At 37.2% G+C, this 18,550-nt stretch carries 12 protein-coding genes; 5 read left to right on the top strand and 7 right to left on the bottom strand.

Annotated elements, in window-relative coordinates; translation table 11 throughout:
- Positions 1-20: 20 nt before the first annotated feature.
- The 3 genes from M4I44_RS15915 to M4I44_RS15905 form a co-directional block, all read right to left on the bottom strand.
- Positions 21-1,553, bottom strand: coding sequence for a sulfatase-like hydrolase/transferase (locus M4I44_RS15915; protein ID WP_249965330.1), 1,533 nt, complete (start codon positions 1,551-1,553; stop codon positions 21-23).
- Between the two features lie 705 nt (positions 1,554-2,258).
- A complete protein-coding gene (locus M4I44_RS15910; RefSeq protein WP_249965329.1) occupies positions 2,259-3,866 on the bottom strand; it encodes a class I SAM-dependent methyltransferase in 1,608 nt (535 codons plus the stop codon).
- A gap of 203 nt (positions 3,867-4,069) precedes the next feature.
- Positions 4,070-5,050: a GlxA family transcriptional regulator gene (locus M4I44_RS15905; RefSeq protein WP_249965328.1), complete on the bottom strand. Its 981-nt coding sequence runs from the start codon at positions 5,048-5,050 to the stop codon at positions 4,070-4,072.
- A gap of 260 nt (positions 5,051-5,310) precedes the next feature.
- Between M4I44_RS15905 and M4I44_RS15900 the strand changes: the two genes are divergently transcribed.
- The 5 genes from M4I44_RS15900 (at position 5,311) to M4I44_RS15880 (ending at position 11,599) form a co-directional block, all read left to right on the top strand.
- The gene (locus tag M4I44_RS15900; RefSeq protein ID WP_017497187.1) at positions 5,311-5,718 is read left to right on the top strand and encodes a VOC family protein; all 408 of its coding nucleotides are present in this window, start codon (positions 5,311-5,313) and stop codon (positions 5,716-5,718) included.
- A 10-nt stretch (positions 5,719-5,728) separates the two neighbouring features.
- Complete coding sequence (locus tag M4I44_RS15895; RefSeq protein ID WP_249965327.1) at positions 5,729-6,166, top strand: VOC family protein; 438 nt, start codon at positions 5,729-5,731, stop codon at positions 6,164-6,166.
- Between the two features lie 815 nt (positions 6,167-6,981).
- Complete coding sequence (locus M4I44_RS15890) at positions 6,982-8,430, top strand: carboxypeptidase-like regulatory domain-containing protein (RefSeq protein WP_249965326.1); 1,449 nt, start codon at positions 6,982-6,984, stop codon at positions 8,428-8,430.
- Positions 8,357-10,162, top strand: a complete 1,806-nt coding sequence (locus M4I44_RS15885; protein WP_249965325.1) for a TonB-dependent receptor domain-containing protein — start codon at positions 8,357-8,359, stop codon at positions 10,160-10,162. The genes M4I44_RS15890 and M4I44_RS15885 overlap by 74 nt, the downstream gene beginning before the upstream one ends.
- Before the next feature lie 12 nt (positions 10,163-10,174).
- Complete coding sequence (locus M4I44_RS15880; RefSeq protein ID WP_249965324.1) at positions 10,175-11,599, top strand: SusD/RagB family nutrient-binding outer membrane lipoprotein; 1,425 nt, start codon at positions 10,175-10,177, stop codon at positions 11,597-11,599.
- Between the two features lie 113 nt (positions 11,600-11,712).
- On the opposite strand, the gene M4I44_RS15875 is transcribed toward M4I44_RS15880, so the two are convergent.
- From M4I44_RS15875 to M4I44_RS15860, 4 genes are read right to left on the bottom strand one after another with little or no spacing between them, the layout of a single operon-like run.
- A complete protein-coding gene (locus tag M4I44_RS15875; protein WP_249965323.1) occupies positions 11,713-12,855 on the bottom strand; it encodes a cytochrome-c peroxidase in 1,143 nt (380 codons plus the stop codon).
- A 30-nt stretch (positions 12,856-12,885) separates the two neighbouring features.
- Positions 12,886-14,394 (bottom strand): DUF6850 family outer membrane beta-barrel protein, encoded by a 1,509-nt coding sequence (locus tag M4I44_RS15870; RefSeq protein WP_249965322.1) that lies wholly within the window; start codon positions 14,392-14,394, stop codon positions 12,886-12,888.
- Positions 14,395-14,405: 11 nt separating this feature from the next.
- Entirely contained in the window at positions 14,406-15,608 is a 1,203-nt protein-coding gene (locus M4I44_RS15865; protein ID WP_249965321.1) for a DUF4876 domain-containing protein, read from the bottom strand.
- Between the two features lie 27 nt (positions 15,609-15,635).
- On the bottom strand, positions 15,636-18,458 hold the full coding sequence (locus M4I44_RS15860) for a TonB-dependent receptor (RefSeq protein WP_249965320.1): 2,823 nt from the start codon (positions 18,456-18,458) through the stop codon (positions 15,636-15,638).
- Between the last annotated feature and the right edge of the window lie 92 nt (positions 18,459-18,550).

Here is an 18,550-nt window from a genome sequence, read left to right as displayed (position 1 = left end):
ACTGTGTCCTGCAACTGTTTTTAGTTAAACGTTGTCGTACTATAAACATCTTTTGGCGCATTCACCCAAAGTTTCTCTACTTCCAGCTGATGCAGTTGTTCTTCTAATTCGTGTCTGATTTCACTATAAGCCGGATCGTAGGCCAGATTTGTGATTTCCAACGGATCATTAACTAAATCATACAACTCATACTGTTTGAAGTAGGCCGTAGCGGCATCAAAGTAATAATCGAATTTCCATTTTTCGGTTCTGATACATCGAATGCGATTCGCAGCTCTTACGATCGTCCAGGTACTGTTAGAACCTGCTTTGATATCATCGTAAGTAAACAAAATACTGTGCTGAACAGGAGTGTTGTCCTGCATTATTGGCAGTAAACTGGTACCAGCAAGTCCCGTTGGCGGATTAGATACGTTGGCCATATCAATAAAAGTTGGAAAAATATCTGCTAAGGTTGCTAAAGCCATAGAGTGTTTGACAGGATGATCTTTAAACAATATCGGATTAGATATAACAAGCGGAACTCTTAAAGCTTCTTCGTAAGCGACAAAAGTTTTCTGACGTAATCCGCCGTGAGCTAGTCCCATTTCTCCATGATCGGATGTCATTGTAACTAAGGCTGAATCGGCTAGTTTTTTGCCGTGTTCATCTTCTCTGTACAATTCGTCAATCAGGTAGCCAAACTGTTTGTCGGCAAGACTTAACAAATAACCGTAAAAATTAATATAATTCAGTTTATCTTCGGTACTATTGATCGCTCCAAGGGTTAAAGCCATATTAATCAGAATTTGTTCCTGAGCCATAGGTTTTTTATTTTCCAGTAAATTTTCGTTTACAGTAGCAGGAAGTCCTATTTCTCTGGTCAGCCAGCTGTCCGGATGGTATCCTGATGTACCTGCTGTATTGGGATAAGCCAATACATCATGAGGATTTACGAGTGAAAGAATCAAACAATAGGGTTTATGATTTCCAGCAGCTCTTTGTGCTCTCACTTCTTTTAGATATTGGATAGCCTCGGCAGTGTATCTGGCGTCGTGATTGGCGTAGCCACCCCCAAAATTAAGTGGGTTCACATCTTCACCGGCATCGGGAGAAATCCAGCCCATAGCCCCAAAGAGTGAAATATCGGCAGCCGTTAAATCTTCGTAGTTTGTTTTAGTTCCATTAGGAGCGACACCTTTACTCATGTGCCATTTTCCTCGGTATTGCACATCATATCCATCGGCCCAAAGTGTATTCATAATATTAGGCAATGTATTGCTAAGAGTAGGCTCCTGAGGCGACAATAGACCACCTTCGGTTAGCGTTTGACTTACGCCATGTTTCGCAGGGTATAAACCTGTAAATAAGGTCGAACGGCTAGGGGAGCACATGCAGGTATTGCAAAATGCACGGTCGAAACTAAAACCATTCTTTTTTAGAAAAGTCAGTGTGGGAAGATTTTCTTCCTCCCATCCCGGTGGGAAATGTTGAGTAGCGCGCTGCTCATCAGTAATAATTAAAATCATGTCCGGCTTTTGGCCAATTTCGTTAAGTTTTTCTTTTAAGTTCATTGTTTGTGGTTTAAGGGGTTAATAAATAGATAATTGTTGGTATATGGATTTGTAATTCATATCGATAGGTCAGTTTGAAATAATTCAAAAAGAGGGATTGGATTATCGTAAAAATTGAGGCGTGAAGAGAGAATTACAGTAGTACTTTTTCAATATAATGTTCGAACAAAATAAATTGTAAAAGGCTTGTAGAAGATACTGTAGTGCAGTGTTGAATCTGATTAATAAGAATAAAATTACAATAAGTAGACAGATTTGAATTACGTATAAATACCTGTTTTGTAGTAGTTTATCTAATTTTTAAAAAGTACAAAGAGTTCAATAATCTAAAGGACTTCAATTAGAAAGATATTTTGTTATTGAAGAGACTCTTTTATGTATAAGGGATAGAGGTAAAGAGCAGTAATTTCCGGACTAAAAGTACTAGTGTAACTAAGAATTCTAAGGCTGACGGGAATTATGCTAAACGGCTAAAAAATGTTTAAATACCCCGTTGTGTTGAGTTTAATCAAAGAAAAATGAGTAATCACGTAGAAACATAGATTTTAATCTAAAAGAGAAAAAAGAAAAAACATTCCTTTCACTTGATATCAGGTGTTAAATGAGGTGAAATGCTTTTTTACGGATGCTGAACCTATGTTCCTATGTGTTAAAATGAATTATACTCAAAAAGTTAAAAACAATAATAATTTTGAGTTTTAGTTTTTAATTCCCCTTCAATAAATTGATACTTACTGTAGCGATATCGGCATCCGGGAATCGTTTAAAAATCGATTGGTCCGGAAATAATCCGGCTTCTGCTGCGACTTTATTAAAAACGTCGATTTCCACAATATACTGGTCCGAGAAACCGTGAGTAGCATCATAAGCTGTTGCGGGAGTTTTTCCGATATTAGCGGCTGCAAGTTTCGGATTGATGGTATGCAATTCAATCAACAGCAAGCCAAATTTACGCACATAAGGCGACCATTTTTGTAAATGTTCCAACAGATTGTCTTCGACCAGATTGTTACTGATTCTTTTTCCTCTGTAAGCAAATGCCCCGGTAGACGTACTGATTCTATCTTTGTTGATGTGTTCGGGATCTTTCCAAATTCGATTGTGATCTAAAAAAGTCCTTACGTTAAGCAAATCTTTCAAATCAATATTGTAGTTTTCTTTCAGATCCTCCGAAAGAAGTTGAGGGTTTCCAATATCGCCCCAGATCACCTTCGCCCAGATGTCGGCCTTAATAAGATTGGCTCTGGTTACTTTTAAAGCCGCCTGATTATAGTCGGCACCAACTAAAAACAAAGGGTAGTCGTCGAGCATTTTTCCACGTAAAGTCTGCCTGTCTATAACTTCGAAAATATGCTGCAAAAAAGCACCATTACCACAACCCATATCAAGTATTCCTTTAGGTTGTTTTTCGATTGGTAAATTAAACAGGCTGACAATAATTTCGTCCACCACTTTAAAATAAGTATCGTGAGCACCACCGCTTCCCCAAACATTCATTTCGCGATCTACGTGAATTTCATTTTCTCCATCGGTTATCATTCTTAAAACTGACGGATCTCCAAAAATCAATTCTTCGATTTTGGCGAAGGTGGGCAAATAAGAAACTGTAACACCGTAAGCACTGGCTCTTTTAGCGTAAAACAAACCGGTTTCGGTAAACTGATAATTACCATTTTTTTCTAAGAACCATCCAAGATGTACAAAAAAATCCAGTATTTTTTTAAAGTTTTCTGGAGATTTATGAAACTCTTCGGGTTGGAAAGAAGTCTCCATAAAGTATTTGTGAAACATTCCTTTCATGGCCAGACGTACAATGGTGGGACCAATCAAATGTCCTTCGACGTGTTTTAAAACCTGTTCCTGAAGACTGTTTTTTAAAGGATCATCAGAAGGTGATATTCCATATCCTTTTTTATATTTTTCAAAAATAAGATTGAGTTTTTCAAAGGGTACGTCGTCAAACAGTCGTGGATGAAACTGCCCGGAGAATTGGAGTAAATCAACAACATCCTGATAGAGATGAAACAGCGAAAAAGCGATTTCTGTTTTTTCGTTTGTGATGATGGTTATTTCCTGTGTACGATTATCTACTTCATATTCTAAAAAGCCCTGAGAGGCCAGAATTCTCAAACCCACATTCAGATAACCTTCATTTGCTTTAAAAGTAGTAGCTAACTGCGATAGTTGTACTTGCTTTTGATCTAGGATATACTCTAAAACTTTATGATTTTGTAGCGCAATTGCAACTGGAGCAACAGCCAGGCCGTCAAGGTGTCTGAAAATAGAACTGCGAAGTTGTGATTTATCGGTCATAGAAAAGGGTTGAAGGTTAGTTAAAAATAGTGATTTTTTAATTTACGACCGTCGCTTTTTTAGGGGCTATTTTAAAATTCTTTTTGTAGCTACTTTTCGCAAGTAACTATTGGGAACCTCAAAGCAAGTGAAACGTCTTTTTTTAGAGCAAAAAACTGTTTTTCTATGTGTTAAATTAAGGGATTGACAAGAAGTAGAAGTAATCAGCTCACCGCCATTTTATTATACTTATTGCGATATTCCAACGGATTTAACCCTGTTACTTTTTTAAAAATGGTTCGAAATGCTTTTGTATCGGTATAACCTACATCATACATTACCTCATTGATATTTTTACGGCTGGTCTCGAAACTTTTTTTGGCGTACTCAATTTTCACCCGATTGATGTATTCTAAAACTGAATTGTTGGTTGCGGCTTTAAATCGTCTCTCAAAACTTCTTCTTCCCAGCAATACCATTTCGGCCAATTCATCAATGGTGATTTTTTCCTGAATATTATCTTCAATAAAATTCTGAACCTGTTTAATGGCATCGTCGTTATGATTCTTCTGTCCCTGAAACATAGCAAAAGAAGCCTGACTGTCTCGATCGATATCGATGGCAAAGTATTTGGAGGCAAGTATAGCCGTCTCTCTGTCGGTATATTTTTCGACCAGATGAAGCAATAAGTTCCAGTACGAATGGGCACCTCCGCTGGAATAAAGACGATGTTCTTCGGTAATTATACTTCCGTCTATGACTTCTACTTCGGGAAACATTTCTCTAAACTCATTTTGAAATCCCCAATGGGTAGAGCATTTTTTGCCGTTTAACAGACCAGTGGAAGCTAACAAAAATGCTCCAACACATAATGATGCAATCTCGGCACCTTTATGATATTGTTCGCTGATCCAGGGTAATAGTCCTTGATTTTGAGCAATCGCAGCTTTCATGTCTCCAAATAAGGCAGGAATTACAATTAAATCAGTGGCGGTAATATCTTTTGTGAGCTGAGACGTATTAACGGAATACAATCCGTTATTAAGCTTTACTTCTTTCTCTAAACCTACTAATTGTACGTCAAACAATAATTTTTTGCCGGAGGCGGTCATAAATTGATTTACAGCCGAAAATAAGTATTGTGGATCTGCAATTGCCTGCAGAACCGAACTTTCAGGAACAAGAATGCTTACTTTTTTTATCATGGTTTTTTATAGGTTAGATCAAACTACGTTAAAGATTTATAATTGACTGACTGTTGCTGAGCCCTTAATTTTACTTGGTTGACTGTTGAATGCAACACTTTACCGGAATCATTGCGATACAACAATTGATTTCAATGCAACTTCAAAGATAAAGATAGTTTGTCGTAAATGCCCTTTTTGTTGTCGTTTTTGTGTAGGTGGATTCTGTGATTTCTGCTCCATCTTTGTACTATCAATTAACAATTAAAAAATCACACAAAATGGCAACAAAAATTTTCATCAATCTGCCGGTAGCAGATTTACAAAAAGCAATGTCTTTTTACACAGCAATCGGATTTACAAATAATCCTCAATTTACAGATGCTACAGCAGCCTGTATGGTTCTAACCGAAGAAATTTATGTGATGTTGTTGACTCACAATAAATTCAGTGAGTTTATCAATAAAGAAATCGGTAATGCTTTCGAGAAAGCTTCGGTAATTAATTCCTTGTCAGTAGAAAGTGTAGACGAAGTGAATGAAATGATCAATAATGCCTTAAAAGCGGGAGGTAAAGAAACTGCAGAGCCGAAAGACTATGGTTTTATGCAGCAACGCAGTTTCGAAGATTTAGACGGACACCTTTGGGAAGTTCTGTATATGGATCTGGCGAAAATCCCACAACAATAACCCTATTAAAATGGCACAGCTTAATTCTTATTTAACATTTAACGGTAATTGCAGAGATGCGATGTTGTTCTACAAAGCATGTCTTGGTGGCGAACTCGAACTGCAAACCATAGCCGATTCACCAATAGGGGAAGAGCTGCCGGAGAAAATGAGAAGATGTATTTTGCACGCCACTCTTAAAAGCGACACTCTTACCATTATGGGATCGGATATGGCTCCCGAAAACCTGACAAAAGGAAATGCCTTCTCGATGATGCTCACGTTTGACAGTGAAGAAGAAACACGAAAAGTTTATGCTGACTTATCTAAAGACGGTCAGGCTACCCAACCGTTAGAAAGGACTTTTTATGGAGCTTTGTTCGGGAATCTTACGGATAAGTTCGGACATCAATGGATGCTCTGTTACTCGTGCCAAGAAAAAAAATCTTTATCTGTTGGGTATAATTAATTCGTGATGATTATACCCAATCGAATAAAGCTATAAATTGACTTCTAACAGCTAATAACTTCTAATGAGACGCCTAAGCAAAAAGGTGGTCTCATTTTTTTATTTCTTTATATCAAACCGGACAGGTTTTAAAAAACTGTCCGGTTTATTAAATGTAACGTTTATATACGACATCTTTTACTTTACTGATCCTTATTTTGAAGCACATTAAGTAAAAGTATTAGAAGTAATTTTTTAAGAAAGTATAAAATAGAATGCACTTTACAGAATCACTTTAGAAAAAATCCTACACAGAAGTGGTAGAATGGTTGTTTGTTAACTGTTTTATTTTAAGTTGTTTATCGTTAAAAGGCTGATTTATTTAACATTTTTTATATAAAAAAAAGAGTTAAAATTTTGGCTTTCGTTATTTTAACTTACTTTTGTTCTATCAAATTGGTAGAGTATAAAATTATCAGATTAGTGAAGATTAAAGAGAAGAATAGTAACTACTGTTTTTAACTAATAATAAGAATTAATAAGAGATAAGTTTCCTTTAAAAGTAGTCAGACAATAAAGTGATTTTTAATCTAACGCTATAATTTCAGTGAGACGAAGTCCTTTTTTGAGATTGAAATCTTACACAGATACATTTAGAAAGTAGTAATCCAAAATAATAAAAAATGAAGAAACGAATGCATAGCTGTTAAAAAAAGAACCATTTCTGCGGGAACAGAAATGGTGAAGCTTAAAGAAATTGTACATCTCTATAAGGAAAGCACGAGCGGAGTAAATCCGACTTCGGGGCACCTTATGTATTAAACTAAAACAAAGTAATGAAAAAAAAATTAAACAGATATATAGGATTATGTATTTTGTTAATTTCCGCAGGTATTAAAGCACAGGAAGTTAAACCCTTAATCCAGTCGAAACTCGAAGGAACTGTAATCGATGCTGTTACAAAGGAGCCCGTTATTGGAGCTTCGATAAACATTAAAGGAACTACTCACGGGGTTGTAACGGATATGGACGGTAAATTTTACTTTCAAACCGGGCAAAAACTTCCTTATACCCTAATTGTAAGTTATTTGGGCTATAAAAAAGCGGAAGTTACAGCCAATGAAAATTCAGTTGTGGTTACTCTTACTCAGGAACAGAATGCATTGTCAGAAGTAGTGGTTACGGCACTTGGTATTACAAAAGAAAAAAAATCTCTGGGATATACCACGCAGGCAGTTAAGGGCAAGGAATTGTCAGACACAAAAGAAACCAATTTTCTAAACAGCCTTAGTGGTAAACTTGCTGGTGTTCGTATTACCAATTCGCAGGGTGATATGGGATCTTCGCGTATCATAATTCGTGGTGAAACGTCTATTTCCGGAAATAATCAGCCGCTTTTTGTGGTCGATGGAGTTCCTGTAGACAACTCACAACTAGGAAGTACCGGAGGTACCACTCGTGATTTTAAAAATGCTATTGCCGATTTAAATCCACAGGATATTGAATCCTTAAGTGTATTAAAAGGTCCTAATGCTGCCGCTCTTTACGGATCACGTGCCGCACACGGAGTAGTGCTTATCACAACAAAATCCGGAAAAAGTCAAAAAGGGTTGGGGATAAGCGTCAATTCGGGAATCACAATTTCTCAGGTGGCTACTTTACCTAAATTTCAAAATTCATACGGACAAGGATCAAACGGAAAGTTTAGTTACGTAGACGGTAAAGGTGGCGGAATCAATGATGGAGTTGATGAAAGCTGGGGGCCTAAATTAGACGGTCGTCTTATTCCACAGTTCTATTCTAATGGTGTTGCGGTACCTTTCGTAGCACATCCGAATAATGTGAAAGACTTTTTCAACACTGGTATTACCTACGATAATAGCGTATCCATAGCTAAATCGGATGAAAAATCAGATTTTCGTTTAGGAATAAACAATCAAAAACAATTGGGTACAGTACCTAACAGTGAAACAAATAAAACAAACTTTACGGTTAATACAAATTACCAAATTTCTAAAAACATAAAAGTAGGGGTAACGGCTAACTATATTGTGACTGATGCACCCGCACTTCCGGGTGGTCCGCAAGGTAACCGTGCCGCTGGTGTGATGCTGCAGTTCCTTTGGTTCGGACGCCAGGTAGATATCGATCAGCTTCAGAACAACAGAGAGGTAAACTGGAACAACAGCTATTACAGCAATCCCTATTGGAATGCCTATTATACAACAGCGCAACCGTATAATAGGAGATATTCATTTGGATGCCAAAATTATCGACGGACTTAATTTTAAATTCCGCACCGGAGTTGATTATTATAATGATCGTAGAAAGTATACCATTAAATATGGTACAAACGGAACCCCATTTGGATCTTATGCAGAAGATGCTTACACGGTAAACGAAAGAAATACAGAAGGGATTTTTACGTATACAAAAAAACTAACCGAAGACTTTAGTGTGGATGCTCTTGCCGGATTCAATATTCGTAACCACAGTGATGCCAATAATTATCAAAAAGCACCACGTTTGGCCGTGCCGGATTTGTATACCTTAACGAATTCAAGAGATCCGTTGACTTCGTCGAATTCACTATCAAGATTAAGAGTGTACAGCGCCTATGCTTCAGCACAGTTTGGATATAAAAACTATGCTTATTTAAACGTAACTGCCCGTAATGACTGGTCGTCTACATTACCAAGCAGCAACCGTTCTTATTTTTACCCTTCCTTCAATGGTAGTTTTGTAGTTTCTGATGCTTTCAATCTGAAAAGCAACACACTTGATTTCTTAAAACTTCGTGGAGGCTGGTCTGAAGTAGGAAACGATGCAGATCCGTATCAATTGTCTACGGTTTACGATTTTCAAACTGCATTTGACGGAAACCCTATTCAAACTTCAGCGAAGAAAAAACTGAATGAGAACCTGAAACCGGAAACCACTCGTTCTACGGAATTGGGTATAGAATCTTCGTTCTGGAAAAACAGACTGCACTTAGATGTAGCTTACTATAATACGAATAGTTTTGACCAAATTTTAGAAATAAAAACTACGGCTTCAAGTGGTTATAATTCGCAATTAATCAACGCGGGTAAAATAAACAATCGTGGTATTGAAGTTCAGTTAGACGGAACTCCGATTCAAACGGAGAATTTTAAATGGAATGTAGGAGTTAACTATTCAAAAAACATCAGTGAAGTAAAGATTTTGGATTATGACAAACAAATCCAGAACTATACTATTGGTACATCAGGAGGTGTTGATGTACTGGCGTCGGTAGGACAGGCTTATGGAGCACTTTATGGTACAGCGTATCAACGTGATGCAAACGGAAATATAGTAGTTGGAGCTAACGGATTACCGAAAGCCGATCCTCAAAAAAGAGTATTAGGACATTATACTCCGGACTTTTTAGCAGGTGTAACCAACACTTTGAGTTATAAAAATCTTGAATTTTCATTCCTTATTGATGCCAGCTTGGGTGGAGATATTTTTTCGGGAACCAACAGAACAGGTACTTATACCGGAGTACTGGCTGAGACACTTGCTGGTCGTGATGCAGCAAACGGAGGTTTAAATTACTACTACCCTGGCAACAGTACAGCCAATCCAAAAACATTGGTAACGAGTGGTGGAGCACCAAATGGAGTAACGGTGTATGATGACGGAGTTCTATTTAACGGAGTTTACGCCGATGGAACCCCAAATACTCAGGTGATTAGTGCGCAGGAGTTTCATAAAGCATCTTACAATATTAGTGAAGCCTATATTTACAGTTCGACTTTTGTAAAACTGAGAGAAATAAAACTAGGCTACAATTTCAATAAGAAATTTGCCAGAAGACTGGGACTAGAAGGAGCAAGTATTACTGCTGTAGGCCGAAACCTTTTGTTTATTTACAAAGATGCGCCAAACATTGATCCTGAAACCGCTTTTAACACCGGAAATGCTCAGGGATTGGAGAGTTTGTCTTTACCAACTACCAGAAATTTCAGTCTGAATGTTAATCTTAAATTTTAAAAACGCGAAATCATGCTAAAAAAAATAGCTTATATAACACTATTTGCGGTAGCACTTACCTCTTGTAGTGACACTCTGGATGATATTAATAAAAATCCAAATGCAACCGAAACACCTTTAGCACCTTATCTCTTAACAGGCACGTTAAAGCAGGGAGCCGATTTGTACTGGGGAGCCGACAATAATTTTAATGCATCGTTACTATTTGTACAGCATTGGGCTAAAGTTCAATATACAGAACCGGACAGATATGACGTATCGAACACTTCTTTCACATCATTGTGGAATACGGGATACGCCACTTTGATTACAGATTTAAACACCATTCTGAAATTTCCGGATCAGCAGGCAAATCCAAATTACAAAGGAATTGCGTTAACCTTACGTTCATGGGCATTTTTATTGCTTACAGACGCTTACGGGAGCATTCCGTATAAAGAAGCAGGCCTAAAAGTAACTCCGGCATACAACACACAAAAAGAAGTGTACACCGGTTTATTGGAAGATTTAAAACAAGCGCAGTCTTTACTAAATCCAACTAGTGGAAGTGTAACGGGAGATTTGGCTTATAAAGGCGATATTTCGAAATGGAAAAAATTGGTAAACTCCCTTCGTTTGCGAATCGCATTGAGAATTTCTGATAGAGAACCTGCCTTAGCCAAACAAGCGGCGATCGATGCAACTACTGATGCTGCAGGAGTAATTAGCAACAACAATGAAACTTTTAAGTTTACTTTTACGAGTTCGCCTCAGCAAAATCCTGCTTCGGCCTGGTTTGAAACCCGTGATGACTTTCGTATTTCGAAAACATTGGTGGATAAGTTAAATGAATTCTCCGACCCGCGTTTGCCGGTTTATGCCCAGTTGCCAACAGATGCAAGCGTTGGAAAATATGTAGGAGGTGCTAACGGATTATCAAACAGTGATGCTAACAGCCAGGGGTTTGCTAAAACATCAAAGCCGGGAGCTTATTTTTTAACTTCGTCATCACCAGCCGTAATTGTTTCTTATTCCGAAGTATTGTTTAATCTTTCAGAAGCGGTGGCTCGCGGTTACATTGCCGGAGATGCAGAACAGTTGTATAAAAATGCCATTACAGCATCGTTCAATCAGTTTGGAATTACTGATGCCACTACAATTTCAAATTATCTTAATCAGGCAGCGGTAAAGTATGATGCAGCGAATTATGCTAAATCGATTGGTACACAAAAATGGATCGCATTTTTCGGGCAGGGTCTTGATGCTTTTGCAGAATGGAGAAGATTGGACTATCCGGTATTGAAAGCGGGGCCGGCTACGGTTCTAAACGGACAGATTCCTTCACGTTTCTTTTATCCGGGAACAGAGCAGTCACTGAATGGAGCCAGCTATCAGACAGCTGTATCTGCTCAGGGAAAAGATTTGTTGACTACAAAACTATGGTTTGACGCAAAGTAAACCTTAGTTTAATAAGGACAAAGCAAACGGCTTAAACGAGTCCGTAATCAATTATAACAGATAATACTTCAGAGAAAATTTTCTCTGAAGTATTATTCATTTAAAGACCAAAGTTATCTTGGTATTTGTGGTCTTTCCATCTTATACTGTCTTCCGGATAACGTTTTAATAAAGGAAACCAAAGCCACAATCTCGTCATCAGTAAGATTTAACGGCTGCATTAAAACATCTGTCTTAGGAAAGAGAGGATCTGCTATTTTTTCGGTTTCATCGGGATCAATCATGTGCATGCCGCTGTTATACATGTTCACAATTCCGGTGATATTATCAAATATGCCATTGTGCATCCAGGGCCCCGTATACATTACATCACGAAGAGAAGGAGTTCGGAATTTTCCAACATCATCTGCTTTTTTAGTAACCGTATAAAGTCCTAAATCTTCATATTCTCTTTTGTAATAAGTAAGCCCAATATTATGGAATGACTCATCGGTCATGTATTTTCCGGAGTGACAATTCATACATCTTGCTTTGGTTCGGAAAAGGTGCAGACCATAGATTTCCTGATCTGATAATTGCGTGTAATCGCCATCCATAAAGGCGTCAAAACGGCTTCGTTTGCTTAAAATTGTTTTTTGGAATACGGCCAGTGACTGCAGGATTTTTTCATAAGTAATCTCGGAATTTCCATAAGCATTTTGGAATAAAACAGGATAACCTTTAATTTTTCTCAATTTTTTAGCCAGATTTTTAGGTTCCATATTCATTTCATGATGCGCCGTAATGGGTCCTTGAGCTTGCTCTTCTAAAGTGGCAGCTCGTCCGTCCCAAAAGAATGATTTTCGGGCTCCGATGTTGTATAACGAAGGTGTATTTCTTTTTCCTTGCAAATGATCATTCCCTAAAGATACTTCACGCGCATCTCCCCAAGCCAGTTCCGGATCGTGGCAACTGCTGCAGGATACCTGATTAGATCCCGAAAGTTTGGGATCGAAAAAAAGCAGCTGTCCTAAAATTACTTTAGGATTTTCCATGGTATCGTAGTAACTCGTATCGATCGCAAGAGATTCGAATTCCTGCCATTGCACACCGTCATCAATAGTAGGTTTTGGCCATTGACTGGTTGGTTTACTATAGATTTCACGCCAATTTGTACTTGCAAGTTTCTCACTAAAGGCAGCGCTGAAACTTAACAATACATAAATTAGGCCTATGAAAAGAATAGAAAAAGAGGTTTTTAATAAAAGGGACTTCATTATAAGCGGATAGTGATGTTATAATTAAAATTAAAATGTCAAACCTATTGACATTTGAAAAAAAGTGTTGTTTTGTTTTTGAGGAAAACTGTAGTAACCCAGACTTGTCTTAACGAAAAAGTTAAGATCAGGTTGGTACTTGTAATCCCATCTTGCAGCGAGATTTATTTTAGTGTATGGAGAGGACAAAAAAGTAAAGTTATAATTGAGCATATTAAAAATTAAATTGGCTTTGCGATCGCTTAATTCCATTTCTGAACTTAAAATCCAGTTGTGTTCGAGTGAAGCCGAAACATTAATTAAGGATGGAGATAAAAGTTTTGAAATGGCAAAATCCAATCGGCCGATACCTTGCTGTAGGTCAATAGTCCGAAGAGGATCGAGATATTTTTCCGCAGTACTTTTTAAGTTAAAGCTTGGCGCAATCGACCATGATAATTCAGGATTTGGAACGTAGTACAATCCTGAAAACACAACAGATGTAACCTGATTAGTGTATTTGGTATGCTCGGCTATTTTGATGTAAGATGTGGTACTTTGGTTGTCAAATATATTTTCTTTTCCGGTTCGGTCTGTGTAAAAAAGTCCAATTTTTGCACCCCAAAACTTATCTTTTGATTTTTTGAAATAAGAAACCTCTCCTTCATACTGATTCTCTAAAATTGTAGACGCGACAAGGTTTTGGAATTCGGTCATGATTTTTTCATAACCAAATTGATGGTATCCCAGTAGTAAACCAAATCCATTTCGGTCTTTTGGAAAAAACTGCACATTGGCGCCATAGCCTCTTCCGTCATAATACGAACTCAGTTTATTTCCGGTAAGTAATTTATTGTACACGCCAAGTCCTACCATATGATAAACTGCGGGAGCCCCTAATTCGCTAAAGAATTTTAGATTATTAGATTGTGTATATTTTTGCAGATTTAAAGCCGAACCTAATACATAATGATCGCTAATGTTTAAGGAAATACCAGTAGAAACATTAAGATCTGAAACCGTATTTTTAGGTCTTGGATCAATATCCCGATATTCCATTAATGCCCTGTAATCAGCACTAATACCCAGAGTTATTTTATTAAATGCTTTAGCATAACCGCCACTAAAGGAGTACTCTTCATACGAAAGATCACCTCCTATAGAATCTGCCGTTACATAAGGATAGATTATTTGATAACCTGAGCTTTCGTTCCAACGCACATTTTTGCGTTTACCATTCTTGTAATGAGCGTTTCCAAAAACAGTATTTTCAGAATTAATCTTATAATACGATTGTGCTTTAATAAGAAATTGACGAATTCCATTTCCCAACTGTTGAATATTGGTTTGCTGTGCTGCCGAACTATAACCCGCGCTCAATTCTGATAAAGAATAACGGCGGGCATAATGCTGATTTGCAGGATTGGTATAAAATCTTCGGGCAAAAGTATTCTCGGGAGACAAGTCTTCTTGAATGCGAAGGAGCACAGAAGTACTGTCCTGTGCCTGCAGCAAACTGCAACTCAAAATAATAAATAGAAATAGGAAACGAAAGCTCATGATTAAATTCATTAATTCATTAAAGAAGGTTTAACCTCAGGGGAAAAATCTAATGTCGAATTATTAGTGTCTTTTAGTATTTTTTTGCCGTTTGAAGTAGTGGACAGCGTTTTACGACGAACACTTTTCCCATAACGTGTTGCATCTGAATCTACTTTTCCACAATAAGTCCACCCTTTATCCAGCGATGGAGCGGTAACAATCCATTTAAATTCAGATTCAACACTTAAATTAACAGCGTCTACAATCCATGAATTTGGAATCGAATACACGTTTTCGCCCATTGGATAACTTTCTCCGCCAAATACCAGATTGTATTCGTAGTTATAGGTATAATCCGTTAGATATTTTGCTTTGGTTATAGGCATACGAGCGATAACAAAACTTTTAAAACCTCTGTTATGAATTACCATAGAAGAGAATAAATTCTCCATATTTGGAACAGAAGGATTATCAACATCATCAGCGTCTTCTGTATAAAATTCAAAAGTAGCTTTTCTTAAATCCAACGAAGCTGAATTGTATTCTTTATGGTCGATTGCATCTTCGGCAATAACAAAAAACTCACCCGGAGCGATTGGATAAGTAGTTCCGTTACCGGGAACAATTGCAACAGCTGATACTGCAAAGGACTGCGCCATGATATTCGGGGTATAGTCTTGTTTGTCAGTTGTCATAAATTCTGATTGCGCGATCATTAATCCATCTGCATACAATACTTTATCCGTATTATTATGAATTTTAAAGTATTGGTCACCTGAATATTGTTTTCCCTGTGGTGTTTTGGTTCCGGTAAAAAATACCTCTTCAATCACAAAATCAGATTGTGTTGTTTTGAGGAAAAGATTTAAAGAAACGGAGGCACTTCCACCAGTAATCACGACCGCTTCTTTATAGCTGCTTACCGAAGCTTCGGCAATGTTACCGTCTATTGTATAGTTGATTTTTCCGTCAATAGATATTTCGTAAGAACCTTCACTTAAAGAGACAGAGATATTGTTATTTAAAGCTTTACTTTGGGTTACTTTACCGGTATTACGCTCTTTAAAAGAAACGGAAACATCAGAAAAGGTAACACTGCTTAGATCTTCCGGATTTACAAGTGTTAAGGTTAAAGCCGTTTCTTTATTGCTGTTATCATCATCTTTAGAACAGGATGGAAATAGTGCCATTATGGCTATTGTTAGATAAATGGGTAGTAATCTGATTTTCATAATTGGGTATTTATTTAATATTAAAAGTTAAAAATTCAAGTTTAATTCCATCCCGAAATAAGGTGAAGTAAGACCGCGTCGCTCGATCTTCTGACCATTAATTTCATAGTTTTGATAGTAACTGAAGAGTCGGTTAACGAACATGGAAATTCTAAATCTCTTGTAAAAATCTTTAGATACTTTCAGATTCATATTCATCGACATTGGGATTGATTTTTTTTGAAAAAGAGCATCATTGTATTTAATATCAAGCCATTGCAGAATAGGATCTGATAGGTCTTTTTCGAGATAAGGATGCTGTTTTCCAGAAGGATCAATATAAGCAATTGGTGTTCCGTTCATAGGAAGCGACTGATCACTTCTAAACCATAAAAACTGAAACGATCCCGAGAATTCTAAGCCAAGAGGAGGAACGTAGGTATCTACAATCAAATTGGTATTGAACTGCTGTTTTTCAGAACCATCATCAAACTGATACAGTCCTAAATAAGGAAGCCTCTTTCCATCAATGATAATATCTTTCTGTCCTCTTTTGTAAACCGGACTGCTATTGGTATAAGTGGTTTTAAACCAGGCTCCATTTAGAGTAAATCGGGTATTAATTGCCGTAAAACGTTTTGAGGAAAATTGAAATTCAACCCCGCTTTTGAGCAGCTTACTTCCGTTATTAGTGATGTTGTATGACGTTAATAGTGTGTCTCTAACAAAACGCATATCGGCTAAATTTGGTTGTGAGGTTAAGGTTAAAGGATCAATAGAATTATTGTCATACTTTTTATACGATAGCGCCTGATATTGAGAATTATTTCTAAATCCGGAATCCATACGTTCATTGAAAAAAGTAATCGAAAAACGATTATTGTCATAAGAGAAATCCGCTCGAAACTCCCATTTTTTATTTATAGCCGGTGTTAGATTGTAATTTACAGCAGATGTTTTATAAGTCATTAAGTTAATTCTTCGGTACTCCGGTGTATTATGATAATAGTTCAATTGCACCAGATCATTATAGATAAAATCCGGGTAAAGCTGGGCCAGTGTTGGAAATTTGGTATACTGTCCGAAACCGGCCGTAAGTTCTGTTTTTAGGAAATGTTTCCCCATTTTAAAGGATGGAAACACCCATTGCGTATTAATTCGGGGGTCAAAATAGTATTTTCCCGAAATGCTATAAGCCGACGGCACATTCAACAACGACATCGCCCGAAGACCTCCTGTGAGATTTAATTGGTGTTTACCAATTGGAATGGACAGAGCATCTTCGACAAAAAAAGAAAGATCAGTACTCGCCGGAATGTCTTTATACGATCTGGGACGTGTAGACATCTCGGGAGATGGGGGATGAGTAGTATCGTAAACCTGTCCTTTTCCGTTATTTTTTGAATAAGTCCATTCCGAACCCGCTTTTAAAGCATGTGTTATTCCAAATAACTGAATTTCGAAATCTCCCATGGTTTTAAAAAAGGCATCAAAAGGCTTTCCGTCAACAGTAAGATTAGAAATGTACTGTGGCGTTAGAAAAATTCCGTCAGATTCACCTTGTTCGGTAGTATTAGGAATAGCTGTTGCACTTGAGACCTGAACCCATTTGGTTTGCTCAATTTTATCGAATTGCTGATTTATTGCTGCCGACGAATGAATTGCTTTTAAAAACGGTGCCATTTTAAACTTTAAATCAAAAGAGTTTGCCAATGAGAACCGATTATAGCTTGAAGCATATCGGTCAATTTTGGTATAACCCACATCCGGATCTGCTCTTTCATTGTCTATAGAACCGCTATAATCTAAACTCGAATCCCATTGAAGCTGATGCGAATCATTTTCCCAAATTTTTTGTGCCCGTATAGAGGATGTAATTCTTTTGTAGTTTTCAAAACTGTTACGCGGATCTGATTTTGCATTTAAATAATCAATTCCCACATTCAGAATCAATCTTTTTTCTTCAGATTCAAAACCTTTTCCTAAATAAAACAATTTGCTAAACTCATCAGCCTTAAAACGGGATTCCCAATTAGTACGTCCTTTTTTTCGCTGAATTTTAATAAGTCCACTCGTCAAATCACCATATTCTACCGAAGGAATTCCCCTCACAATTTCGACTCTTTCAATCTGATCTGTCGAAATAGAGCGCATATCTACTCCTTTAGAAGTTGTATTGCGGCGTGTATTGGCATATCCTGAACCCGGTGTGATAGACATATTGAGTCCGGTGGTATACTGTAGATTTGCATCGGTATTTATTGGAATACCGTCAATTACAAAAGAAGTTCCAAGTGAAGAAACATCATAATTAGAATCAGCTGTTCCAACCTCTCTTAATTTAATATGATTCGAAGCATTAAATACAGGATCTTTTGAGCGTCCGCCAGGGAGTAATTCCAGTAAATCGGTGAAACTTGAAGGCTGTAAATGCTGCATGGCTTTTTTATCGATAACAGAAGTACTGGTCATACCACGAGATTCTACGGCTGTAATGACTACTTCGTTTAGCTGTACACTTGATGGGACTAATCCGAAAGAAAGACTTTGTCCTGTTTTAAACTCGAAATTTTTCTCGATCGTTTCGTAGCCTAAATGTGAAACTTTAAGCGTGTAACTGCCACTTTGAATGGAGTTTAAAACTATACTCCCCAAATCGTCTGAATGCGCTTTGTAGTGGTGAATTCCTTCTACAGAAAGTAAAACACCTTTTAAAGGAATTTTACTTTCAGCATCGTAAACGGTAATCTGAAGAGTAATTTTAGCAGTGTTTTGAGAAAAACTAAGGTTAGAAAAAAGAGAGAATAATAAAAACAGAACGGATACAATCCTTTTTAGCAGGAATGTAATAAGGCTATTAAAAGAAGTCATTGTATTAAATATCTGTTAGCTGAATAAGCTATATAACAAAAAGGCGGTTAATCGTTGCAAATGTAACTTAATTTAGACTGAATAAAAATAAT

It is taken from the genome of Flavobacterium sp. B183, from assembly GCF_023539155.1.
GTDB classification, from domain to species: domain Bacteria; phylum Bacteroidota; class Bacteroidia; order Flavobacteriales; family Flavobacteriaceae; genus Flavobacterium; species Flavobacterium tructae.
This window is presented reverse-complemented; position numbering and strand designations above follow the sequence as displayed.

Excerpts from the sequence above, each read along its gene's own strand:
- M4I44_RS15860 (WP_249965320.1), bottom strand. The coding sequence starts at position 18,458 with ATGACTTCTTTTAATAGCCTTATTACATTCCTGCTAAAAAGGATTGTA.
- M4I44_RS15880 (WP_249965324.1), top strand. The coding sequence starts at position 10,175 with ATGCTAAAAAAAATAGCTTATATAACACTATTTGCGGTAGCACTTACC.
- M4I44_RS15875 (WP_249965323.1), bottom strand. The coding sequence starts at position 12,855 with ATGAAGTCCCTTTTATTAAAAACCTCTTTTTCTATTCTTTTCATAGGC.
- M4I44_RS15870 (WP_249965322.1), bottom strand. The coding sequence starts at position 14,394 with ATGAGCTTTCGTTTCCTATTTCTATTTATTATTTTGAGTTGCAGTTTG.
- M4I44_RS15885 (WP_249965325.1), top strand. The coding sequence starts at position 8,357 with ATGCCTATTATACAACAGCGCAACCGTATAATAGGAGATATTCATTTG.
- M4I44_RS15915 (WP_249965330.1), bottom strand. The coding sequence starts at position 1,553 with ATGAACTTAAAAGAAAAACTTAACGAAATTGGCCAAAAGCCGGACATG.
- M4I44_RS15910 (WP_249965329.1), bottom strand. The coding sequence starts at position 3,866 with ATGACCGATAAATCACAACTTCGCAGTTCTATTTTCAGACACCTTGAC.
- M4I44_RS15865 (WP_249965321.1), bottom strand. The coding sequence starts at position 15,608 with ATGAAAATCAGATTACTACCCATTTATCTAACAATAGCCATAATGGCA.
- M4I44_RS15895 (WP_249965327.1), top strand. The coding sequence starts at position 5,729 with ATGGCACAGCTTAATTCTTATTTAACATTTAACGGTAATTGCAGAGAT.
- M4I44_RS15900 (WP_017497187.1), top strand. The coding sequence starts at position 5,311 with ATGGCAACAAAAATTTTCATCAATCTGCCGGTAGCAGATTTACAAAAA.
- M4I44_RS15905 (WP_249965328.1), bottom strand. The coding sequence starts at position 5,050 with ATGATAAAAAAAGTAAGCATTCTTGTTCCTGAAAGTTCGGTTCTGCAG.
- M4I44_RS15890 (WP_249965326.1), top strand. The coding sequence starts at position 6,982 with ATGAAAAAAAAATTAAACAGATATATAGGATTATGTATTTTGTTAATT.